The organism is Xanthomonas cassavae CFBP 4642, assembly GCF_000454545.1.
GTDB lineage: Bacteria > Pseudomonadota > Gammaproteobacteria > Xanthomonadales > Xanthomonadaceae > Xanthomonas > Xanthomonas cassavae.
In genome coordinates, this window is record NZ_CM002139.1 from 4,741,958 (window position 1) to 4,762,742 (window position 20,785).

19 protein-coding genes and 2 pseudogenes are annotated in these 20,785 nt (G+C 66.8%); 8 read left to right on the forward strand and 13 right to left on the reverse strand.

The features are described 5' to 3' along the window. Positions 1-765, reverse strand: a complete 765-nt coding sequence (locus XCSCFBP4642_RS0121110; protein ID WP_029221512.1) for an anti-sigma factor family protein — start codon at positions 763-765, stop codon at positions 1-3. Then, positions 762-1,292: an RNA polymerase sigma factor gene (locus XCSCFBP4642_RS0121115; RefSeq protein WP_029221513.1), complete on the reverse strand. Its 531-nt coding sequence runs from the start codon at positions 1,290-1,292 to the stop codon at positions 762-764. Before XCSCFBP4642_RS0121115 ends, XCSCFBP4642_RS0121110 begins: the two co-directional genes overlap by 4 nt. A 148-nt stretch (positions 1,293-1,440) precedes the next feature. Between XCSCFBP4642_RS0121115 and XCSCFBP4642_RS0121120 the strand changes: the two genes are divergently transcribed. Both XCSCFBP4642_RS0121120 and XCSCFBP4642_RS0121125 read left to right on the forward strand, forming a co-directional pair. Next, complete coding sequence (locus tag XCSCFBP4642_RS0121120) at positions 1,441-2,532, forward strand: catalase family peroxidase (RefSeq protein WP_029221514.1); 1,092 nt, start codon at positions 1,441-1,443, stop codon at positions 2,530-2,532. Continuing rightward, positions 2,529-3,074, forward strand: a complete 546-nt coding sequence (locus XCSCFBP4642_RS0121125; RefSeq protein ID WP_029221515.1) for a cytochrome b — start codon at positions 2,529-2,531, stop codon at positions 3,072-3,074. The genes XCSCFBP4642_RS0121120 and XCSCFBP4642_RS0121125 overlap by 4 nt, the downstream gene beginning before the upstream one ends. 363 nt (positions 3,075-3,437) lie before the next feature. Here XCSCFBP4642_RS0121125 and XCSCFBP4642_RS25530 read toward each other — a convergent pair whose 3' ends face one another. The 3 genes and pseudogenes from XCSCFBP4642_RS25530 to XCSCFBP4642_RS25535 form a co-directional block, all read right to left on the reverse strand. After that, positions 3,438-4,211 (reverse strand): ThuA domain-containing protein, encoded by a 774-nt coding sequence (locus XCSCFBP4642_RS25530; protein WP_033899496.1) that lies wholly within the window; start codon positions 4,209-4,211, stop codon positions 3,438-3,440. A 353-nt stretch (positions 4,212-4,564) separates the two neighbouring features. Next, positions 4,565-5,167, reverse strand: a complete 603-nt coding sequence (locus XCSCFBP4642_RS0121135) for a response regulator transcription factor (protein WP_029221516.1) — start codon at positions 5,165-5,167, stop codon at positions 4,565-4,567. Between the two features lie 77 nt (positions 5,168-5,244). Beyond that, positions 5,245-6,383 (reverse strand): annotated as a pseudogene (locus XCSCFBP4642_RS25535) (sensor histidine kinase). A 428-nt stretch (positions 6,384-6,811) separates the two neighbouring features. Here XCSCFBP4642_RS25535 and XCSCFBP4642_RS0121145 point away from each other — a divergent pair. The 5 genes and pseudogenes from XCSCFBP4642_RS0121145 (at position 6,812) to XCSCFBP4642_RS0121165 (ending at position 12,930) form a co-directional block, all read left to right on the forward strand. Beyond that, on the forward strand, positions 6,812-8,056 hold the full coding sequence (locus XCSCFBP4642_RS0121145) for an efflux RND transporter periplasmic adaptor subunit (protein WP_029221517.1): 1,245 nt from the start codon (positions 6,812-6,814) through the stop codon (positions 8,054-8,056). 379 nt (positions 8,057-8,435) lie between these two features. After that, a complete protein-coding gene (locus XCSCFBP4642_RS0121150; RefSeq protein ID WP_029221518.1) occupies positions 8,436-9,125 on the forward strand; it encodes an ABC transporter ATP-binding protein in 690 nt (229 codons plus the stop codon). Between the two features lie 12 nt (positions 9,126-9,137). Beyond that, positions 9,138-10,297: pseudogene (locus XCSCFBP4642_RS25540) on the forward strand (ABC transporter permease). A 13-nt stretch (positions 10,298-10,310) separates the two neighbouring features. Then, positions 10,311-11,630 (forward strand): ABC transporter permease, encoded by a 1,320-nt coding sequence (locus tag XCSCFBP4642_RS0121160; RefSeq protein WP_029221519.1) that lies wholly within the window; start codon positions 10,311-10,313, stop codon positions 11,628-11,630. Between the two features lie 184 nt (positions 11,631-11,814). Next, positions 11,815-12,930 carry an alpha/beta hydrolase family protein gene (locus tag XCSCFBP4642_RS0121165; protein WP_029221520.1) on the forward strand — a complete coding sequence of 372 codons (1,116 nt, stop codon included), beginning with the start codon at positions 11,815-11,817 and terminating at the stop codon, positions 12,928-12,930. Positions 12,931-13,119: 189 nt separating this feature from the next. On the opposite strand, the gene rarD is transcribed toward XCSCFBP4642_RS0121165, so the two are convergent. Together rarD and yedA are read right to left on the reverse strand one after the other, a co-directional pair. Beyond that, entirely contained in the window at positions 13,120-14,037 is a 918-nt protein-coding gene (rarD, locus tag XCSCFBP4642_RS0121170) for an EamA family transporter RarD (protein WP_029221521.1), read from the reverse strand. Then, entirely contained in the window at positions 14,034-14,942 is a 909-nt protein-coding gene (yedA, locus tag XCSCFBP4642_RS0121175; RefSeq protein WP_029221522.1) for a drug/metabolite exporter YedA, read from the reverse strand. Before yedA ends, rarD begins: the two co-directional genes overlap by 4 nt. Before the next feature lie 104 nt (positions 14,943-15,046). Between yedA and XCSCFBP4642_RS30240 the strand changes: the two genes are divergently transcribed. Next, on the forward strand, positions 15,047-15,262 hold the full coding sequence (locus XCSCFBP4642_RS30240; protein ID WP_228325736.1) for a hypothetical protein: 216 nt from the start codon (positions 15,047-15,049) through the stop codon (positions 15,260-15,262). 59 nt (positions 15,263-15,321) lie between these two features. Here XCSCFBP4642_RS30240 and XCSCFBP4642_RS0121180 read toward each other — a convergent pair whose 3' ends face one another. From XCSCFBP4642_RS0121180 to XCSCFBP4642_RS0121205, 6 genes are all read right to left on the reverse strand, one after another. Then, on the reverse strand, positions 15,322-16,974 hold the full coding sequence (locus tag XCSCFBP4642_RS0121180; RefSeq protein WP_053329648.1) for a M28 family metallopeptidase: 1,653 nt from the start codon (positions 16,972-16,974) through the stop codon (positions 15,322-15,324). Between the two features lie 155 nt (positions 16,975-17,129). Further along, the gene (locus tag XCSCFBP4642_RS0121185; RefSeq protein ID WP_029221524.1) at positions 17,130-18,068 is read right to left on the reverse strand and encodes an MBL fold metallo-hydrolase; all 939 of its coding nucleotides are present in this window, start codon (positions 18,066-18,068) and stop codon (positions 17,130-17,132) included. A gap of 397 nt (positions 18,069-18,465) precedes the next feature. Further along, positions 18,466-19,755 (reverse strand): tryptophan--tRNA ligase, encoded by a 1,290-nt coding sequence (locus XCSCFBP4642_RS0121190; protein ID WP_029221525.1) that lies wholly within the window; start codon positions 19,753-19,755, stop codon positions 18,466-18,468. Between the two features lie 153 nt (positions 19,756-19,908). Continuing rightward, the gene (locus tag XCSCFBP4642_RS0121195; protein ID WP_029221526.1) at positions 19,909-20,118 is read right to left on the reverse strand and encodes a CsbD family protein; all 210 of its coding nucleotides are present in this window, start codon (positions 20,116-20,118) and stop codon (positions 19,909-19,911) included. 222 nt (positions 20,119-20,340) lie between these two features. After that, positions 20,341-20,475 (reverse strand): entericidin A/B family lipoprotein, encoded by a 135-nt coding sequence (locus XCSCFBP4642_RS0121200; RefSeq protein WP_029221527.1) that lies wholly within the window; start codon positions 20,473-20,475, stop codon positions 20,341-20,343. Positions 20,476-20,552: 77 nt separating this feature from the next. Beyond that, positions 20,553-20,705: an entericidin A/B family lipoprotein gene (locus XCSCFBP4642_RS0121205; protein ID WP_010374875.1), complete on the reverse strand. Its 153-nt coding sequence runs from the start codon at positions 20,703-20,705 to the stop codon at positions 20,553-20,555. Positions 20,706-20,785 lie beyond the last annotated feature (80 nt).

Genomic DNA, 20,785 nt, shown 5'->3' on the forward strand with positions numbered 1-20,785 from the left:
TTACCCCGGAGCGCGCAACAACGGCGCAATCGTGCGCATGCGCGTCTGCGTGGCCGGGCCGACCAAGGCAAATGCGGTTTGGCCTTCAGCCCAGTACTGCGCCAACAACCGGCCATCGCGACGTTCGCCGGTCGGCATCGGCCCGCTGCGTGGACGCAGATACAGGCCAATGCGCGCGCCGTCGGCATCGCTATACACCAGCATCGCAGCCGCGCCTTCCGGTGTGGAAAGCAACTGCCCACCACGCAGCGTATAGCCCTGCGCGCGCAGATCCGGCACGACGCCGGCGCGGCCGAAATGCGCGCGTAACCAGGGCTCCAGCTCGCTGCGCCGCCGCACGTCCAATGCCATGCCCTGATCCGCGCCGGCATCGGCATCGGCATCGGCAAACAGGCGATACGCGGCTACGGCATCGGCCATCGGAACACGCTGGCTGGCCAATTGGCGCTCACGCAGCTGCCAGCCCAGCGCGGTGCCCAGGCCCAGCGCCAGGACGCAGCTGGCCGCCACACCGGCGATGGTGCGGCGTCGCTGTCGCAGGCGGCGACGCACGGCTGCCGGTGTGACCAAGGCCGTGGACTCAACCGGCTGCGGACCCGCACAGGCCGCGCGCAATGCCTCGGCGTCGCGCTTCCAGCCGGCCACGCGTACGGCGGTGTCGGGATGCGCCTGCAACCAGGCCGACACCCAGGCGCGCGCATCGGCGTCCAGGCGACCATCGACGTAGGCGTGCAGATCGTGCTCGGTAGGCGTGGGGCGCGTCATTTCATGATCCTCAACGCCGCTTCCGGCGAGACGGTCTTCGGCGCCGTAGCACCTGCATTGAGCAGCCGCAGGCGGTCGCGGGCCCGCGACAGGCGCGACATCACCGTGCCGATCGGGATGCCGAAGGTATCGGCCACCTCGCGGTAACTGAAACCTTCCACGCTGACCAGCAACAGCAGTGCGCGTTGCTCCGGTGGCAACTGACCAAGGCTGGTGAGCAATGTCCTGCCGGCATGCACCCGTTCGGCGGAGGCGGACTGGCTCTCCTGTTGCGCCGAGAACAGGCCAAGCACGCGCTGCCAGCGCGCGGCACGCCGCTTTCCGTCCAGGAACTGCCGGTACAGGATGGCGAACAGCCAGGGCTGCAGGGCATCGGTGGTATGGCGGGTGCGCCAGCGGCGCAGTGCGCGCTCCAGGGTGGCCTGCACGAGATCGTCGGCCGCGGCCGGGTCGCCGGCGAGCGAACGCGCAAAACGCCGCAACGGGGGCAGCACCGCCTGCAGTTGGGTGTCGTCGAGCTCATGCATGGGCAGTGGTGGCAGTGGCATCACGATATGGACGCGCCGGGAGGAGGATGATTCCCTGCCTGCAGCGAACGTCTCGCAACGCATGCACGGTCGTGGAATAGATGGGTCTACGCGCCGTCTCACTCCATCCATCCACTCGGAGCCAGCCATGACGTTGCCACCTCCCTCCCCCAGACACACGCGCCGCCCGGTGCTGCCGTTGCTGGGCATTGCTGCCATCGCCGGTGGGATCGCCATCGCCTTTGCCTGGACCGCCGGCTGGATCGGCGGCGACCGGCTCACCGCCGCACGCATGACCGATACCATCGAATCCAGCGGCCCGCCGCATCCGGGCTTCCGGCGCGCGCATACAAAAGGCGTGTGCGTGAGCGGGCAATTCCAGTCCAGTGGCAAGGCGAGCTGGCTGTCGTCGGCGCGGGTGTTCGGCCAGACCAGCACGCCGGTGCTGGGACGCATGTCGATCGGCGGTGGCGACCCGCATGGCGCCGATGGGCAGGCGCGCGTGCGCAGCATGGCGCTGCTGTTGCGCAGCGACGACGGGCAGGAGTGGCGCACGGCCATGAACAGCTTTCCGTTCTTCGTGGTGTCCACGCCGGCCGGTTTCCAGGCCTTGAACGTGGCCTCCAGACCCGACCCGGCCACCGGCAAACCGGATCCGGAGAAACTTGCGGCGTTCGGCAAACAGTATCCGGAGGCGGCCAAGTTCCAGCAGTGGGCCAAGACCGCGCCCTGGTCCGATAGCTGGGCCAATACGCAGTACAACGGCGTCAATGCCTTCCGCGCGATTGCGGCCGACGGGCGCGAGCGCTACATCCGCTGGTCGATGCGCCCGCATACGCCGTTCAAGGAATTGAGCGCCGAGCAACGCAAGCAGGCCGATGGCGATTTTCTCGCCGCCGATCTGGATGCGCGGCTGGCGCAGGGGCCATTGCGCTGGGACATGGTGCTGACCGTGGCCGAACCGGGCGATGCGGTGGATGATCCCTCGCAGCCGTGGCCGGAGAGCCGCAAGCAGATCGTGGCCGGCACGCTGACCCTGGATCATGCGCAACCGCAGGCCAGCGGGCCGTGCCGCGATCTGAACTACGATCCGCTGATTCTGCCCAAGGGCCTTGCCGCCTCCAACGACCCGATCCTGGCCGCGCGCTCGTCGGTGTATTCGCAATCGTTCAACCGTCGCGAGCGCGAGATCGCCAGCGGCAAGGGCAGTGCCGCCACCGGCCAGGGAGCACATCAATGAGCCGTCCGACGCATTTCAATCTTCCCGCGCGCGTGCTGCATTGGCTGATGGCCGCGATGATCCTGACCATGCTGTTCGTCGGCGTCGGTATGGTCGCCTCGGTGACGCAACGGCCGTGGTTGATCGACCTGCATCGCCCGCTGGGTATCGCGATCCTGGTCCTGGCCGTGCTGCGCCTGATCAACCGCCTGCGCCATCGGCCGCCGGCACTGCCTGCGGAGTTGCCGGCCTGGCAGAAGGCCGCGGCGATCGCCTCGCATTGGCTGTTGTATGCGTTGATGCTGGGCATGCCGCTGATCGGCTGGGCGATGCTGTCGGCCGGTGGCTACCCGATCGTGCTGTGGCCAGGCGCCCACCTGCCGCCGATCGCTCCGCACGACCCGGCACTGTACGCGTGGCTACGCACGGCGCATGGCTGGTTGGCGTATCTGTTGTTCGCCACCGTGCTGGGGCATCTGAGCGCAGCACTGTTCCATGCCTGGGTGCGCCGCGACGGGGTGTTTTCCAGCATGGCGCGTGGGGAGCGGTCGGCGCGTCGATAGATTGGATGGGGGGGAAGACGACGTGCACGAAGTGAGTTCGCTGCGCGGCCGTACCCTTACCCCCCGCTCCGCGTCGCGGCCTGCGCTTGCGGCGCAGGCGCTCCAAGGCACGCGCGCCCGTGGCGCGCAACCCGTGCCTTCTCGCCCGGAGGGAGAGTGGCTTGATGTCCCTTCTCCGGTCGGGACATTGTCCTCCTTCATGGGGGAGAAGGTGCCCCGCAGGGGCGGATGAGGGTACGGGCGAAGCCTCGCAATTCCCATTCTCAGGTGGCTGCGCCCCGCACCCTTACCCCAACCCCGCTCCCGTGGAGGGAGGCATCGTTCCTCTTTCTACGCGAGGAAGGCGGCTTAATGCTGGTGTTTTCATTTAATCGCTGGTGCAGGCACTTCGATGCCCTTGCCGGTGGCGGCCCAGTAAATCCCGCCATACAGATGTTCCAGATAGCGCGGGTCGTTGTAGGCCTCGGCCTGGTGGCCCAGCGCAGTGGCGAACACGCGGCCGCCCTCGAAACGGTGGTACCACGCCACCGGATGGTGCTTGCCCATGCCCTTGGCGACCTGGCCCGGCCAGATCAGCGTGGGGTCGTAGCTGGTTTCGTCCACCGTCAGCAGCGTGACCAGATCATCGCTGTAGGGCGGGCCGTACTCGTACCATTCGTCGCTCCACACCCAGCGCCTGGGCAGGCCGGCGGTGGCCGGGAAATTGGCGTCCACCACGTCGACCATTGCGGTCTGCAGGTAGGGGTGGGTGCGGAACGAGCGGCCGATCAAATGGTCGTACCACTCCCAGTCGCCGCGCTTGATCGCAAATGCCTTGTGCACGGCGACCACGCCGCCGCCATTGCGCACGTAAGCCTGGAAGTTGGCGCGCTGGGCCGGATCCAGGTCGGTGGCCGGTGTATTGAGCAGCACGATGGCCGCGTACTGCGAAAGATCGCCATCGAAGGCCTTGGCATTCCATGCCCACACCATCTCGACATAATGCTTGCGCGCCATCGCTTCGAATTGCGGCTTGGCAACAGGGATATAGTCGTGGTGATACTGGTTGGGAATGGCTGCCACCAGGATCTTGAATTGCTCGGCGGACGCATTGAATGCGCAGGCCAGCAGCAGGCCCAACAGGCACATGGATTTCATGCGGTGACTCGCGGTGACGACGATCGCTGCGCAGTGTACCTGCGCAGCGATGGCATGCCTTCGCACGCATTTGGAATAGCTGTTGATCGCTGCGCAACCGATCGCCGAGGCAAGCTGCCGCGTGTGGAAGCGATTGCCAGGCGGGCGCGCAATGCGCAACGTCGCAGTGCGCTTGCCTGCAAGATGCCGCACGCGCGCGCACGATGGACATGGCTGCAGTACAGCGACCAATCACCGGCATGCGCTGTGACGCTTGAACGCCCTGGCCGCCTCCGCCGTGCGTTCAACAATGCTCGACTGGCGCAAGCTGCAATGCGTCAGTAGCGATCGCCAGGCGCAACACCTGCCGGCCCTTACAACCAGCCCTTCTGCCGCGCCAGCCGATACGCTTCGATGCGATTGGCCACGCCCAGCTTGCCGATGCATTCGGACAGATAGTTGCGCACGGTGCCGTGCGACAACTGCAGCTGCTGGGCGATCTCGCTGGCCGAGCGGCCTTCGCCGGCCAGGCGCAACACCGTCCGTTCGCGCTCGCTCAACGGGTCCGCTTCCACCCACGCATCCAGCGCCAGCTGCGGGTCGATGACCCGGCCGCCGCGATGCACCTGGCGTAAGGCGCCGACCAGCTGTTCGGCCGGCGCGTCCTTGAGCAGATAGCCGGCCACACCGGCATCCAGCGCGCGCCGCAAAAACCCGGGGCGCGCAAAGGTGGTGACGATCATGCCCCGCACCGGCAGCGCCTGGCGCTGGATGCGCTGGGCCAGCTCCAGGCCGCTCAGCCCAGGCATTTCGATATCAGTGACCAGCACGTCCGGCTGCAGCCGTTGCAGCTCGCGCCAGGCGCTCTCGCCGTCGCCGGCGCTGCCGACCACGTCGATATCGTCTTCCAGCCCGAGCAGGGCCACCAGCGCGCCACGCAGCAAGGCCTGGTCTTCGGCCAACAACACCCGGATCATCGCTCGCGCTCGCAGTTGTGCAACGGTTGCGCACGATAACAGCGCAGGCCGACGACGTGCAGCGATCCGGTGAGCGCTCAGCGCGGTTGCGGCACCAGGGGCAGCGGCACTGGTGGATGGGCCGGCCCCGGCATGGGGTGCGGCAACGGCACGCTGGCGCGCAGGCGCGTGCCGCGTGGCAACGCGTCCACCTCCAACCCGCCACCCAGGGCCTGCAGACGCGCACGCATGCCATCCAGGCCATTGCCGGGCACGATCACCCCGCCGCGGCCATCATCGGTGATCTCCAGCACCGCCCGGCCGTCCTGCGCGCGCAGGCTCACCCGGACCCGTCTGGCCCGGGCGTGGCGTTGCACGTTGGTGGCTGCCTCGCGCACCACCAACGCCAGAGCGGTCTCGTGCTCGGGCGGCAGAGCCAGCGCGTCCAGCGTGTGTTCCAGCACGATGCCGTCCATGTCCAGCAGCACCTTTGCCGACGCCAGCTCGGCCACCAGGCCGGCGGCGCGAATGCCGGTGACGGCGCGGCGCACCTGCGCCAGGGCATCGCGCGAGATCTGCGCCACCGCATCGATCTCGCCACGCGCCGCTTGCGGGTCGCGCTCGATCAGGCGCGCGGCCAGATCGGACTTGAGCGCGACCAGCGACAAGGTGTGGCCGAGCAGGTCGTGCAGATCGCGGCCGATGCGCTCGCGCTCGGCGGTGGCCGCCAGCCGACGCACTTCGTCCTGCGACAGGCGCAGCAACGCGTCCTTGCGTTCGTTGATGCTGTACACCGCGCCGACCGCGGCCATGCCCAGCACCGACACCGGCAACCACACCAACCCCTGCCAACCCAGCCCAAGCCAGCGCGCCCAGGCCAGGTACAGCGCGTTCATCAGCAGCACGGTGGCGAAATGCCGCCACAGCGCATGCCGCGTGGAAGGGCGCAGGCTCAGGCAGGCAAACACGAAGTAGCTGATGCCCGAGGCATACATCGGCAGCAGCGCGGCGCCAGCAACATGCGCGCATACAGCAGCAGGAACAGCGGATACGACACCATCGTGCACAACAACCAGGTGCTGTCATAGCCACGCGGGGAGAACACCGGCACCACGAACACCCAGGCCGACCACAGCAGGTGCACGCAGTCCATCCATGGCGACTGACCTTGCGCCAGGCGCGCGGCCACTTGCGAATTTGCGGCCGGACGAAGCCAGGCCGGGAGCCTTGCATGCATCGGAATGAACCTTGTCGTTCAGCGGATTCTGCCACTGCCGGGTCCGCCTGGGCACGCGGCATCGCAGAGTGACCCCGATCAGCGGCCTCATACGTGCGCCTGCTCACGCAAAGCCCTCGCGCAGCGCGCTGCAGCGCTGCCTGCAAGACTGCATTCCATTGAGGGGGTGCTGGCGCATGCGAGATCCGACGGTTGTTCGGTAGCACCAGCCTGCGCGTCTGCGCCGCCGACACACAGTCGCGCCTGTCATGGCCTGAAGGTGACAGCTGTCACTGGTGGGTCTTGCGCTCGGGCCGCATGCTGCGCGGCATTGCCACTGCACCGATCGCCCTACCGTTTGTCGCCGCGTTGGGGTTGGTGACTTCCGGCAGCTTGCGGCGCGCCCTGCAGGCGGTCACATTTTGCGCAGCCTTCTGTCCTGGTTCTCGATGAACACATCCGCCGATCTGCTCAAGCAACTTCGCATCGACCGCCAGCGCCCTGCCGCGCCGCCGCCTGCACGCCGCAGCGGCTGGATCATCGCCGCCATCGTCCTTGTGCTGGTATTGGCAGCGGCGGCGTGGTGGTTCACCCGCACTCCGGTGCTCAAGGTGCAGACCGCACCGGTGGTGGCGATCGGTGCCGGCAGCAGCAGCGCATCGGTGCTGGATGCGTCCGGTTACGTGGTTGCCCGGCGCATGGCCACGGTATCGGCCCAGGTCACCGGCAAGGTGCGCGAGGTGATGATCGAAGAAGGCATGCGCGTCGAACAAGGCCAGGTGATGGCCACGCTCGACCCGCTGGATGCCGATGCACAGCGCACGCTGTCGGCCTCGCAGCTGTCGGCCGCGCGCAGCCAGGTCGACAACATGCAGGCGCAGCTGGCGGTGGCCAATGCCGATGCCACGCGTCTGCAGTCGCTGGTCGGCGCGCAGCTGGTCTCGCACTCGCAGTACGAACAGGCCACCGCGCAACGCGATGCCTTGCGTGCGCAGTTGCAGAATGCACAACGCAACGTGCAGGTGGCATCGGACCAACTGGCCATTGCCGGTATCCGTTCGGACTTCAACGTGGTGCGTGCGCCGTTCGCCGGCGTGGTCACCGCCAAGGCCGCGCAGCCGGGCGAAATCGTCTCGCCGTTGTCGGCCGGCGGTGGCTTCACCCGCACCGGGATCGGCACCGTCGTGGACATGGACTCGCTGGAGATCGAAGTGGAAGTCGGCGAGTCCTACATCGGCCGCGTGCAACCGAAGATGCCGGTGGAAGCGGTGCTCAACGCCTACCCGGACTGGAAGATTCCCGGTGAGGTGATCGCCATCATTCCCACTGCCGACCGCGGCAAGGCCACGGTGAAAGTGCGGGTAGCCTTCAAGGTCAAGGACGCGCGCATCGTGCCGGAAATGGGCGTGCGGGTGAGCTTCCTGGAGCAGGCCAAACCGCAGCAGGCGTCCAGGCCGCAGGGCGTGCGCGTGCCGGCCGCTGCCCTGGTCGAACGCGATGGCGCCACGCTGGCATTCGTGGTCGGTGAACGCAACACCGTGGCCGCCAGGGCCGTCACCACCGGCATGGTGATGGGCCAGGACCGGCAGGTGGTCACCGGTTTGAATGCGGGCGACAGCGTGGTGCTCAACCCTCCGCAGACCTTGAAGGATGGCGACACGGTGGCCGCAGCGGAGCCTGACGCGACCGAATGACCATTCGTGGTCGCAGCGCGCAGACGCTGCGGCCGCGGCGCAGTCCGTGTTGTCGTTGCTGCTGTGCAGGGATGCCGCAATGTGGCACCAACACCGCAGTGGGCTGGAGCCGGTGATCGCAGCGTTGTATGGGAGCAGCGCTGCTATCGCTCCGGGCAAGCCCACCTGGTGCAATGCCCGCATCCGCCACGGGTGCTGCGCAGTCGCTTGTTGATGCCACCAGTTGTTGAAGCCGGTTATCCCGATCACACGCACACCAGATGTGTTCAGTGCCCTGTTGCATCGCTGCCACAGCAGCGCCATCCGCCCCGCCGCTTGTGCAGTCGCCGTTGCCGTGCCGCCCTTCGTTCCCTCTTCCCTTGCATCGCCAGGACTCGCCATGACCGCTCTTGTCAGCTTGCGCAACATCACCAAGACCTACCAACGCGGCCCCGAGCAGGTGCAGGTGCTGCACGGCATCGATCTGGAGATTACCAGCGGCGATTTCGTGGCGCTGATGGGGCCGTCCGGCTCCGGCAAGACCACCTTGCTCAATCTGATCGGCGGCCTGGACAGCCCCAGCGGCGGCGAGATCGAGATCGAGGGCGAGCGCATCGACCGCATGAGCGGCGGACAGCTCGCCACCTGGCGCAGCCATCACGTCGGCTTCGTCTTCCAGTTCTACAACCTGATGCCGATGCTCACCGCGCAGAAGAACGTGGAACTGCCGCTGCTGCTGACCTCGCTCAATGCCGCGCAGCGCAAGCGCAATGCCGAGATCGCATTGACCCTGGTCGGTCTGCAGGAACGTCGCAGCCACAAGCCCAGCGAATTGTCTGGCGGCCAGCAGCAGCGCGTGGCGATCGCGCGCGCCATCGTGTCCGACCCGACCTTCCTGATCTGCGACGAACCCACCGGCGATCTGGACCGCCAGAACGCCGAGGAAATCCTGCGCCTGCTGCAGGAACTCAACCGCGAACACGGCAAGACCATCGTGATGGTGACCCACGACCCCAAGGCCGCCGAGTACGCCACCCACACCATCCATCTGGACAAGGGCGAGCTGGCCGACGCGCCACTCGTGCTCTGAAGGAGCGCTGCCATGAAGTATCTCTCGCTGGTGTGGGCGCAGCTGTTCCGCAGCAAGACGCGCACCTTGTTGACGTTGTTGTCGGTGGTGGCGGCATTCCTGTTATTCGGCATGCTCGATTCGGTGCGCGTGGCGTTCACCTCCGGCGGCAGCGTCAGTGGGGTGGACCGGTTGGTGGTGGCCTCGCGGCTGTCGATCACCCAGTCGCTGCCGATCCGCCTGGAAGCGCAGGTGCGCAGCGTGCCGGGCGTGCGCGATGTGACCTCGGCCATGTGGTTCGGCGGCATCTACCGCGACCCGAAGAATTTCTTCCCCAATTTCTCGGTGGCGCCGAACTTCTTCGACGTCTACAGCGAGTGCCAATTGCCCAAGGACCAGCTCAAGGCCTTTCAGACCACGCGCACCGGCGCGGTGGTGGGCGAAACCCTGGCCAAGGAGTTCGGCTGGAAGATCGGCGATACGATTCCGCTGCAGGCCACCATCTTCCCGCGCAGCGGCAGCAACGACTGGCCGTTGCAGCTGGTCGGCATCTTCCGCATGAAGGACCGCACGGTGGCGGCCAACCAGGAACGCCGGTTGATGATGAACTGGAAATATTTCGATGAATCCAACGACTACATCAAGAACCAGGTGAGCTGGATGACGGTGACCCTGAGCAATCCCGACCAGGCCTCGCGCGTGGCGCAGGCCATCGATGCGCTCTCGGCCAACTCCGATCACGAAACCAAGTCGCAGACCGAATCGGCGTTCCAGCAGGCCTTCGTCAAGCAGTTCGCCGATATCGGCCTGATCGTCACCTCGATCATGGCCGCGGTGTTCTTCACCTTGTTGCTGCTGACCGGCAACACCATGGCGCAAGCGGTGCGCGAGCGCATTCCGGAGCTGGCCACGCTCAAGACGCTGGGCTTCCAGGACCGCACGGTGTTGACCTGGTGATGATCGAATCGGTGTTGCTGATCGGCCTGGGCGGTTTGATCGGCATGGGCCTGGCCGCGCTGGTGATCCCGGCGGTGTCCGCGCGCAGCGGCGGCCTGATGCCCACGCAGAGCGTGCCGCTGCAGACCTGGCTGGTTGCGCTGGCCCTGATGGTCGGGATCGGCTTCGTGGTGGGTGTGCTGCCGGCGTTACGCGCGCAGCGCTTGAAGATCGTCGATGCCCTCGCCGGCCGCTGACAGGAGCGCGCAGATGCAAAGCAAATGGAAGAACCGTGGTGCAAACCTGCTGTCGGTGGTGGTGCTGGCGGTGGGGCTGGGAATCTGGATTGCGTTGCCGTGGATCGGCATGCTGGCGATCGCGGTGGCCCTGGCGCTGTGGCTGGTGGCCACGCGCAGCGGTCGCCTATCGCTGGCGGCCGCGCGCATCGGCATCGCCAGCCTGCCGCAGCGCTGGGGGTCCACCTCGGTGATCGTGGTCGGCATCGCCGGCGTGGTTGGCGTGCTGGTGGCGATGCTGGCAATGGGCGAGGGCTTCCAGGCCACGCTCAACAGCACCGGCGGCGACGCCACCGCGATCGTGTTGCGCGGCGGCTCGCAGGCGGAGACCAATTCGGTAATCACCCGCGACCTGGTGCCACTGATCGGCAGCCTGCCCGGCATCGCCAGCGATGCCAACGGGCGCCCGCAGGTGTCGCCGGAGTTGTCGCAGGTGGTCAACATCGCCTCGCGCGTCGATGGCACCGACGTCAACGCGCAATTGCGTGGCGTGGGCGAGCAGGCCTGGGCGGTGCACCAGAAGATCAAGATCGCACAGGGGCGCCGCTTCACCCCCGGCCTGCGCGAACTGGTGGTCGGCAAGGGCGCGTTGAACCAGTTCCGCGGGCTGGAGCTGGGCAAGACGCTCACGCTCGGCAGCCAGCAGTGGACCGTGGTCGGCGTGTTCGCCTCCGGCGATGCGCACGATTCGGAGTTGTGGACCGATGCGCAGACGCTGGCCACCACCTACAACCGCAGCGCCTACCAGTCGATCAATGTGCGCACCACCGGCAAGGCTGGCTTTACGCAGTTCAAGGCCGCCATGGCCGCCGACCCGCGGCTCAAGCTGGATGTGGAAACCACCCGCGCGTACTACGGCAAGCAGGGCGGCGGCTTGAACAGGTTGATCAGCATCCTGGGCACGGTGATTGGCGCGATCATGGCAGTGGGCGCGGTATTTGGTGCGCTCAACACCATGTATGCGGCGGTCGCCACGCGTGCGCGCGAGATCGCCACGATGCGCGCGATCGGCTTTCGCGGCACGCCGGTGATCATGGCGCTGATGCTGGAAACCATGTTGCTGGCGCTGCTGGGCGGGCTGCTGGGCGGGTTGATCGCCTGGGCGGTGTTCAATGGCTACACGGTCTCCACGCTGGGCAACAACTTCAGCCAAGTGGTGTTCCAGTTCAAGGTCTCGCCGGAGCTGCTGTGGAGCGGGCTGAAATGGGCGCTGGGCATCGGCTTGGTGGGTGGGCTGTTTCCGGCCCTGCGGGCGGCGCGGTTGCCAATCACCACTGCCTTGCGTGAGGTGTAGGCGGGCGGTGGCCCGCCGGGAATGGGGAATCGGGAGCGGGGAATCGTGACAGCCAAAGCAGAGCAAATGCGCTGCTGCGGCTGAACATATTGCAGGCTGTCATGGTTTTGTCACCGCAGTGCGGTAGATGCGCGGGCCGGCAGGCCGTAGCCTGCTCGGCCGTTTGCTCCATTGATGTACTGCCATGACGCGCCTGCTTCTGCTGGCCTGCGCCTGCCTGTGGCTGGCCGGCTGTTCTTCGTCTTCCACCTCGCTCAGCGAGCGCCTGGTCGCGCCCGGCAGCGTGTCGCCCTTGCTGGACGAAGAGCGCATCGCCGCTACCATCGCCACGGTGCCCAACCGCAGCGGCCATGTGGTGACGCGCGATCAGGTGCCGATCTTCTGGCGTGCGATCGATCCCGGCCAGTACGCCATGCATTATCGCTACCTGGGCCAGCGCCACGACCCGGCGCACGCGCTGGATGTGGACTTCACCTTCTCCGTGCCCACCGCCACGTCGCCCGCACCACGCGGCACCATCGTGCTGCTGCACGGCTGGATGATGGATGGCGATTCGCTGCTGCCCTGGTCGCTGCAGCTGGCGCAGGCCGGCTACCGGGTGATCACCATCGATCTGCGCAACCACGGCCATTCCGGTGGCGGCCCGTCGGGCTACGGCACGCGCGAGTCCGATGACGTGATCGATGTGCTCAACGCATTGCAGCCGCGTGGCGAAATCCAGGGGCCGCTGTACCTGTTCGGCATTTCCTATGGTGCGGCCACGGCGCTGTTTACCGCCGACAAGCTTGGCCCGCGCGTCGCCGGCGTGGTGGCAATGGAATCCTTTGCCAATGCCGGCCGCGGCATCCGCGACATGGTGCCGCACCTGCTGGCCAGCCAGCCCAGCGGCTGGCGGGGGAAGGCGGTGGCGGCCTATGCGCGCTGGCGCTACGCCGACCAGAACATCGATGCGGTGATCGCCGCCGCCGATGCCCAGCTCAAGCTGGATCTGGACCATGTCGATGTGGTCCAGGCGCTGGCACACACGCGCAGCTGCGTGCTGCTCCTGCACGGCGATGCCGACCAGCACATTCCGGTGACGCATGGCCGCGCACTGGCATTGGCCAGTCCGCGTGCGCATTACCTGGAACTGCCCGGCGAAACGCATCTGAGCCTGCCGCTGCGGCTGGACCTGCTCGGTGGCCCGATCGATCAGTGGCTGGCCCAGACCGGGCAGGATCCGGCCCACTGCCCTGCGCCGCAACCCTTGCCAGCCTCCACGCTGGCGGTCGCAACGCCGATGACGGTGCCGCGTAGCTAGCAGCGGCGTACACGCGTTGGCGAGCCATCGTCAGCTAGGTGTGGAAGACGTCCTCAGAACCGGAGCGCACGCGGTGGTTTCGAGCACCGGACGCGCCCGTCTGGTGACTGCGTCAGAGGCTGAACCTCGCCCTGCGCGCGTGATCACCCACCACCGCTTGCCGCGCTGTGCAACTGGCGCGGCTACCGGTCAGCGCGCCACGCTCGGCGGCCGCGCACGCAGCACGCTATCGCCGACGAACAGCAGCAGCCCGACCCAGATCGCAGCAAAGCCAATCGCGCGCGCCTGGTCGAACGGCTCATGGAAGAACCACACGCCCAGCAGCAGCTGCAGGCTCGGCCCGATGTACTGCAGGATGCCCACCAGCGACAGCGGGATCCGCCGCACGCCGTACGCAAATCCGATCAGCGGCACCGCCGTCACCACGCCACCGAAGATCAGCAACAGATCGGTGCGCAGATCCCAGCCGCTGAAGAACGCGCCGCCATCGCCCTGCTCGCCCCATGCGGCAACCAGCAATGCCGGTACGAACAGGTACACGCTTTCCACACCCAGGCCGGCCACCGGGTCTACCGCCACCAGCTTGCGCAGCAACCCGTAAAGGCCGAACGAGACTGCCAGCCCCAGCGCAATCCACGGCGGCGCCCCGGCATCGAGGGTCAGCCACAACACGCCGACTGCCGCGCACGCCACCGCCAGCCATTGGATGCCGCGCAGGCGCTCTTTCAGCACCAGCACGCCCAGCAACACGCTCAGTAATGGATTGATGAAGTAGCCCAGGCTGGCCTCGATCACATGCCCGGCGTTGATGGCCCAGATATACAGGCCCCAATCGAAGGCGATCGCCACGCTGCTGGCCGCCAGCATCCACAGCGCGCGCGGCTGTGCAGCAATCGTGCGCCACCACCGCAGGCCCGAGCTCGCCACCAGCCACGCAACGACCAGCACTGCGCTCCACACGATGCGGTGCGCAATGATCTGCAGCGACGGCACCACCTTGAGCAGATGCCAATACAACGGCACCAGGCCCCAGATCACAAAGCTCGCGGCGGTCATCAACAGACCGCGCCGCGCTTCCACTGCCGACACCGGCACCGGCGCGCTCATCGCCGCGCCTTGGCCAGGGTGACCACCAGGACGCCCGCCAGGATCACCGCCATTGCGCCGAAGTCGTGCGCAGTGAACCGCTCATGCCCCAGCCACGCGCCCAGCGCCACCGCAATCACCGGGTTGACGTAGGCGTAGCTGCCGGCCAGCGCCGGGCGCACGTGGTGCAGCAGCCACACATAGGCGGTGAATGCCACGATCGAACCGAATACGCACAGGTACGCCACCGCCATCAGCCCGTGCGGCGTTGGCCACGCATGCGGGCGCTCGCCGATCAGCAGGCCGGTACTCACCAGCAATACGCCACCGCACAGCATCTGCCCGGCGGCGGTCATGAAGGGCGATGGCAGATCGCGGCCACGCGACCACACCGAGCCGAATGCCCAGCCGATCGGTGCGATCAGCAACAGCACCAGCCCACCCGGCGTGGCGGTGAGGCTGCTGCCGGCATTGAGCCACACCACGCCCAAAAATCCGATCACGATGCCCAGCCATTCGCCGCCACTGGCATGCTGCCCGCGCAAGGCGCCGAACAAGGCCATCCACAACGGCACCGAGGCCACCGCGGTGGCGGCCAGGCCCGAGGACACGCTGCGCTCGGCCAGCACCACCATGCCGTTGCCCAGCAGCAACAGCGCCGCACCCATCAAGGCCACGTTCTTCCATTGCGCGCGCGTGGGCGCCGCCACGCCGCGCCAGCGCAGCACGCCATAGAGCACGCTGCCGGCGATGATGAAGCGCGCACCGGACACCATCGTCAGTGGCTGCGCCCCACCTTCCAACGCGAACCGGATCGCCAGATAGGTCGAGCCCCAGACCACGTAGACCAGCAACAACGCAATAACGACCAACCCGCTGCGCGCGGGCGCGGGCGCGGGCGCGGCAGCATCGTGAGAGGAAGACATCGGACCTGCCAACTGCAGCGGGAGCTTCGATTCTAGATCACCTGCACGCGCCCACGCCGCACAGGCAGCGCACGCCCGCGCGCTATCGTCACGATGGAATGCCCATGCAGCGTCGCACTCCCTGGCTGGCCCTGGTCGCGCTAGGACGGGATTTACTGGTGCCGCTGCATCGCCGCCGGGGCGAGGCATGCATTGTGGCCCGGGTATCCAAAGCCGCCCCGGACAGCGAGGCCATCACGCCTTCGCTGAAAAACGTCGCGAGCAATCGTCAGGTGAATCTGGACGGCGCGCAGCAACCGGCGTGTACGCGGGCTAGGTAAGGATCCCGGGCACCGGCTGCGCCCGCCTGGCGGCTACGCAGCAGGTTCGTTGGCCGTGCTTACTTGCGCGCCGCGTCGCTGCGCGCACGGATGGCCTTGAATTCCGAGCCATCCTGCCAGCTCGGCCACTGCCGGCCATTGGCCAGCGCAACGCCCACGTCGTAGACCAGCGCGGTATCGGCGGCATGTCCGCTGGCATCCCACTGCGGGCTCCAGCGGTCGCAGGGCTGGTGATAGCAGTCGGCGAAATACTTCTCGCGCAGCGCCTTGCCCTTGGTGACGCCGCCCTCGCGCATGTCCAGGCCGGGACCGGCGGTAATGGCCGGCACGCCCATGCGCGCGAAAGCGAAATGGTCGGCGCGGTAGAAGAAGCCCGCTTCCAGATTCGGATCCGGCGAATACGTGCGCCCGCGCGCCTTGGCGGCCTGCTCCAGATCCCCTTCCAGCGACACCCGTCCACGCCCCCATGAAGCGATGTCGCGGGTGGGGCCATCGGGGCTGAACATCTCCATATTGAGCACCGCCACGGTCTTGTCCAACGGCGCCAGCGGATGCGCGGCATAGTAGTTGGCACCGAGCAGACCCTTCTCTTCGGCAGTCAACGCGATGAAGTACAGCGTGCGCTGCGGCCTGGGGCCGGCAGCGAACACGCGCGCCAGTTCCAGCACGCTGGCCACGCCGGTGGCGTTGTCCACCGCGCCACGGCGCACCGTATCGCCGGAGGCGTCGGCCTTGCCGATTCCGAACGCATCCCAGTGCGCGGAGAAGATCACCGTCTCGTCCGGGTGTTGGCTGCCGGTGAGCTTGGCCACCACGTTATGGGTGACCACGCGTTCGCGCTTGAGCTTGAAGTCCACCGACAGGCGCGCATCGCCCAGCGCCACCGGCGCGAAGTCGCGCTGCTGCGCGCGCGCCTTGGCCTGCTCGAAGTCCAGCCCGGCCTGCTTGAACAGCGACTGTGCCAGTGCGTGCTGCATCCAGCCACGCACCTGCACATGCTGCGCGCGGGCATCGGCATCGCTGCGTTCGATATCGAACAGCGGCGACAGGCCCGAGCTCTGCACCGTGGCCCAGCCGTACGCGGCCGGCGCGGGCTCGTGCACGATCAGCACGCCGGCCGCGCCACGCCGCGCGGCTTCTTCGTACTTGTAGGTCCAGCGGCCGTAATAGGTCACCGCCTTGCCATCGAATGCGCCCGGCTGCGCGCTCTCGAAGTCGGCATCGTTGATCAGCACCACCGCGATCTTGCCGCGCAGATCCACGCCCTTGTAATCGTCCCACTGCCGCTCCGGCGCGCTGATGCCGTAGCCCACGAACACCAGCGGCGCATTCTTCAGCGCCACTGCGGCCTGCGGACGCAGACTCTGCAAGGTCACATCGGTGCCATTGACCAGGGTCTGGGGCTTGCCGCCCACGCGCAGGGTCGCCTGCACCGGTCCCTCCACCTGCGCGCGCACCAGCGGCACCGCCTGCGTCCAGCGGCCCTGCTCGCCACCGGGCTGCAGACCCGCCGCCTTGAATCGTTCAACCAGGTAATCGACGGTGCGCTGCTCGCCGGCACTGGCCGGCGCACGGCCCTCGAATGCGTCCGATGCCAACAGACGCACGTGCCGCGACAACGCGTCGGCATCGATGCCGCCACCGGGCAGATCGTTGGCGGCCTGCGCCACGCCTCCCACGAACAAGCAGGCGGACAACAACAGGATGCGCATCGGATTCACGGTGAGGCCTTGCAACGGATGGATGACAGACAGTTTACAAGCGCGGGCCAGGAAGCGGTTGTTGAAACAACGAAGCAGCCGCTGGCACACCGGCATCTCCCTTCTACACACAAGGCTATTGGCATCGGCGCAGCACCAACCTCGTCTCAACGCGCCGCACGATCCAGCCAGCAGCCCAAGCCCTGCGCGTTGAGTTCGATATCGGTGGCCAGCAGCTGCGCCACGGCCGCATCGTCCAGCCGGCAACCGTGCTGGCGGGCACGCTCCAGGTACAGCGCGGTCAGCGCCGCCACCATGCAGCGGTGGCGATCCGCGTGTGCCGCGCAGCCCAGCGCAATCGCGGTCATCGCGTGGATCTGCTGCACCAGCGTCTGCGCCAACGGGCCGGGCGATTCGACCCGGCCATAGTGGGTGAGATACATCGCCTGCGGCGCGGCTTCCATCAGCCGCGCGATCGAGTGCAGCATCGCCTCCGGTTCGAACTGCACCGGCGAGGACGTTGGCAGGATGAAGGCACCTTGCGCACTATCGAGCTGGCGATACGACAGGCCGAAGGTATCGCCGGTGAACCAGCTGCGGCAGCGCGCATCCCACACGCACAGGTGGTGCCGCGCATGTCCGGGAGTATCGACCGTGCACAGCGCGCGTTCGCCGAGCAGCACCGCCTGCCCGTCGACAGCCTCCACCACCCGTTCGGCTGGCACCGGCACGATCTGGCCATAGCTGCGCGCCATTTCTTCCTGCCCATACACCGCAGTGGCACCGGCGATCAGGCGGGTGGGGTCGATCATGTGCGGCGCACCGCGCGGATGCACCAGCACGCGCGCATTGGGCAGGTGCTGCAGCAAGGCGCCGGCACCGCCAGCGTGATCCAGATGCACATGGGTCAGGATCAACCAGTCCACCTGCGCAGGCGTCAGCCCGGCCGCCTGCACGGCAGCAAGCAGGCGCGGCACCGACAACGATGTTCCGCAATCGATGAAGGCGCCGCGCTGGGCCTCCACGATCAGGTATGCCGCATCGAACTGCGCCCCGCCAAAGCCGGTATCGATAGTATGAATGCTGGAATCAACCGGTGCTGTCATTGCGACTCCGTAGCTGCACGACGAGTGACGCCACGACCGTACCATCATCGGCGCGCCGTGCCGTGCCGTATCGCCATTGGCGCACCGGCAGTGGCGTTCTCCGGACTGCGCCGCACCCACCGGAACGTGCGCCGCGACAGCGGCATACCGATGGATTCCCTGGACTGCGGTGGCGGTCCGGGGTCATGGGCTCCAGTCGAGCACCGCAGCAGCGCAATCAATGACTTCGCAGCTGCGCTGCAGATCCAGTCACCGCGCACGCGGCGCCGACGATTCCAAGCATGAGCATGAGGTATCTGGCACGGTCGAGCGCCGGACACACACACCGCCAGCCTCCTGCACGACGCACGATGCACTGGCCATACGCATCCGGCCAAGCCCCGCCTTGCCGTTGCGATCAGGCCTCGCGCAGCGCCTGCACCGCGGCAAGAATCACATCGGCATCGGCCTGGGCATGCACACCCGGCAACTGCAGATCGCTGGCCTGCACGGCCTGCTTCAGGCACGCGATCAACTGCCCGGCATCGCGTGGCCAAGCAAAGCCATCGCTCTGCAGCAGCAACGCGCCGGCACCATCGTTCAACTTGAAATAGAACTGCCCGTCGCTTTCGCGGTATTGCTTGAACACCGGCAAGGCGATTTTTTCGCCGGCCTGCACTGCCGCCGGGCCCGCCTGATCGGACAGGTCGCGCAGGCCCACCGCGTCGCGCAGCTGGGCCAGCAGCGGGGTGGCGTAGCGCGCGCGCAGGCGTGCACCGCCGGCACGCAGAATCGCTTCGATCTTGGCCGGTTCGGCCATCAGTGCCTCGTAGCGCGTGCGCAGCGGCGCAATCTCGCGATCGATGCGCTCGAACAGCCGCTGCTTGGCGTCGCCCCAGCTGATCCCCTCGGCAAACGCCTGCGCGAAGGCCGTGGTCTCCGCCGGCGTGGCGAAGGCCTGGTACAACTGAAACAGCGCCGAACCCTGGGTGTCCTTGGGCTCACCCGGCGCGCGCGAATCGGTCAGGATGGAGAACACCAGCTTGCGCAGCTCCTCGCGCGGGGCGAACAGCGGGATGGTGTTGCCGTAGCTCTTGCTCATCTTGCGGCCATCCAGGCCCGGCAAGGTGGACACCTGCTCGTCGATCACCGCATCGGGCAGCGTAAAGAAGTCGCGGCCGTACACATGGTTGAAGCGCTGCGCGAAGTCGCGCGCCATTTCGATGTGCTGGATCTGGTCGCGGCCCACCGGAACCTTGTGCGCGTTGAAGATCAGGATATCGGCCGCCATCAGCACCGGATACATGAACAAGCCGGCGGTCACGCCAACATCGTCGTCCTCGCCGTCGGCGCGGTTCTTGTCCACCGCCGCCTTGTAGGCATGCGCGCGGTTGAGAATGCCCTTGCCGGCCACGCAGGTCAGCAGCCACATCAACTCGTTGGTCTGCGGCACATCGGACTGGCGATAGAACCACACCTTGTCCGGGTCCAGCCCGCAGGCCAGCCAGCTGGCGGCGATTTCCAGGGTGGAGCGCTGCGTGCGCGCCGGATCCTGCGCCTTGATCAGGCTGTGCAGGTCGGCCAGGAAATAGAAGCTCTCTGCATCGGCGGCAGTGCTGGCCTGGATGGCGGGGCGGATCGCACCGACATAGTTGCCCAGGTGCGGTGTGCCGGAGGTGGTGATGCCGGTAAGAACGCGAGTGGTCATCTGCAAAGGCCAGGGAATCAGCCGGCAAGTTTAACGGTTCCGCGCCGCCCCATCCGCCTCCCCGGCGCTGCCGTTGTCCCACAAAAAAGGCGGCCGCATGTGGCCCGCCTTCCAGACGACATGCTCAACCCGGAGGCGAGCGGGCGAGTAGCCTCAGCGGTCGTCGTGCAGCGACTTCTCGAAGGCGCGCACCTCGGTCTGGGCGCGGTCGCGGTCCCAGCCATAACGCTCCTGCAACTTGCCCTGCAGATATTCGGCGTTACCTTCTGCAACCTTGAAGTCATCGTCAGTGAGATCGCCCCACTTGGCCTGCATCTGGCCCTTGAGCTGGGTCCACTTGCCGGAAATGATGTCTTTGTTCATTGCGGTTCTCCGCTGCATGCGGTCGCGATTGACCGTGCGTCCAGCTTGGTTTCGGGCACGTTCTGCACAGGTCAAAAGATGTCTAGCACATGCTCACCGCCATGAACGGTTAGGCCGCAACGCCCTTGCCGGGAAAGCCCCGCCATTTGCGGCAGCGCCCGTATAAACGCCAGAAAAAACGGGCCTTTCGGCCCGTTTTTGTTCACCGTTGCAGCAAGTGGATCACTTGCGCGCGGCGTCTTCCACCTTCTCGCCAGCGCCCTGCACGTCCTTGCCGGCACCTGCGACGGTATTGCAGCCCGACAGCATACCGACCGAGAACACCGACAGCACCAACAGCACAATTGCACGCTTCATAGCAGACTCCTTCATGGGTAAGCGGCGCGTTGCCGCAGATCAATCAAATTGAACAAGCACCACGCAACGGTGGCGAATCAGCACTTACCGTCGCTGCATTTTTCGGCGGTCTTCTCGACCTTGCCGCCGGCGCCCTGCATGTCCTTGCCGGCACCGGCCACGGTGTTGCAGCCAGTCATCACGCCGGCCGAAAACAGGCCCAGCACCATCAGTGTCAGCAGTCGCTTCATAGGTCTTCCTCGGTCTGCGCCTGGTGCGATCGCACCTCGCTTGGTGCCAAATCTGACTGCGCGGCCGTGGATTTGATGTG

Excerpts from the sequence above, each read along its gene's own strand:
- XCSCFBP4642_RS0121120 (WP_029221514.1), top strand. The coding sequence starts at position 1,441 with ATGACGTTGCCACCTCCCTCCCCCAGACACACGCGCCGCCCGGTGCTG.
- XCSCFBP4642_RS0121165 (WP_029221520.1), top strand. The coding sequence starts at position 11,815 with ATGACGCGCCTGCTTCTGCTGGCCTGCGCCTGCCTGTGGCTGGCCGGC.
- yedA (WP_029221522.1), bottom strand. The coding sequence starts at position 14,942 with ATGTCTTCCTCTCACGATGCTGCCGCGCCCGCGCCCGCGCCCGCGCGC.
- XCSCFBP4642_RS0121160 (WP_029221519.1), top strand. The coding sequence starts at position 10,311 with ATGCAAAGCAAATGGAAGAACCGTGGTGCAAACCTGCTGTCGGTGGTG.
- XCSCFBP4642_RS0121180 (WP_053329648.1), bottom strand. The coding sequence starts at position 16,974 with ATGCGCATCCTGTTGTTGTCCGCCTGCTTGTTCGTGGGAGGCGTGGCG.
- XCSCFBP4642_RS0121135 (WP_029221516.1), bottom strand. The coding sequence starts at position 5,167 with ATGATCCGGGTGTTGTTGGCCGAAGACCAGGCCTTGCTGCGTGGCGCG.
- XCSCFBP4642_RS0121110 (WP_029221512.1), bottom strand. The coding sequence starts at position 765 with ATGACGCGCCCCACGCCTACCGAGCACGATCTGCACGCCTACGTCGAT.
- XCSCFBP4642_RS0121145 (WP_029221517.1), top strand. The coding sequence starts at position 6,812 with ATGAACACATCCGCCGATCTGCTCAAGCAACTTCGCATCGACCGCCAG.
- XCSCFBP4642_RS25530 (WP_033899496.1), bottom strand. The coding sequence starts at position 4,211 with ATGAAATCCATGTGCCTGTTGGGCCTGCTGCTGGCCTGCGCATTCAAT.
- XCSCFBP4642_RS30240 (WP_228325736.1), top strand. The coding sequence starts at position 15,047 with ATGCAGCGTCGCACTCCCTGGCTGGCCCTGGTCGCGCTAGGACGGGAT.
- XCSCFBP4642_RS0121125 (WP_029221515.1), top strand. The coding sequence starts at position 2,529 with ATGAGCCGTCCGACGCATTTCAATCTTCCCGCGCGCGTGCTGCATTGG.
- XCSCFBP4642_RS0121185 (WP_029221524.1), bottom strand. The coding sequence starts at position 18,068 with ATGACAGCACCGGTTGATTCCAGCATTCATACTATCGATACCGGCTTT.
- XCSCFBP4642_RS0121195 (WP_029221526.1), bottom strand. The coding sequence starts at position 20,118 with ATGAACAAAGACATCATTTCCGGCAAGTGGACCCAGCTCAAGGGCCAG.
- XCSCFBP4642_RS0121190 (WP_029221525.1), bottom strand. The coding sequence starts at position 19,755 with ATGACCACTCGCGTTCTTACCGGCATCACCACCTCCGGCACACCGCAC.
- XCSCFBP4642_RS0121205 (WP_010374875.1), bottom strand. The coding sequence starts at position 20,705 with ATGAAGCGACTGCTGACACTGATGGTGCTGGGCCTGTTTTCGGCCGGC.
- XCSCFBP4642_RS0121150 (WP_029221518.1), top strand. The coding sequence starts at position 8,436 with ATGACCGCTCTTGTCAGCTTGCGCAACATCACCAAGACCTACCAACGC.
- XCSCFBP4642_RS0121200 (WP_029221527.1), bottom strand. The coding sequence starts at position 20,475 with ATGAAGCGTGCAATTGTGCTGTTGGTGCTGTCGGTGTTCTCGGTCGGT.
- XCSCFBP4642_RS0121115 (WP_029221513.1), bottom strand. The coding sequence starts at position 1,292 with ATGCATGAGCTCGACGACACCCAACTGCAGGCGGTGCTGCCCCCGTTG.
- rarD (WP_029221521.1), bottom strand. The coding sequence starts at position 14,037 with ATGAGCGCGCCGGTGCCGGTGTCGGCAGTGGAAGCGCGGCGCGGTCTG.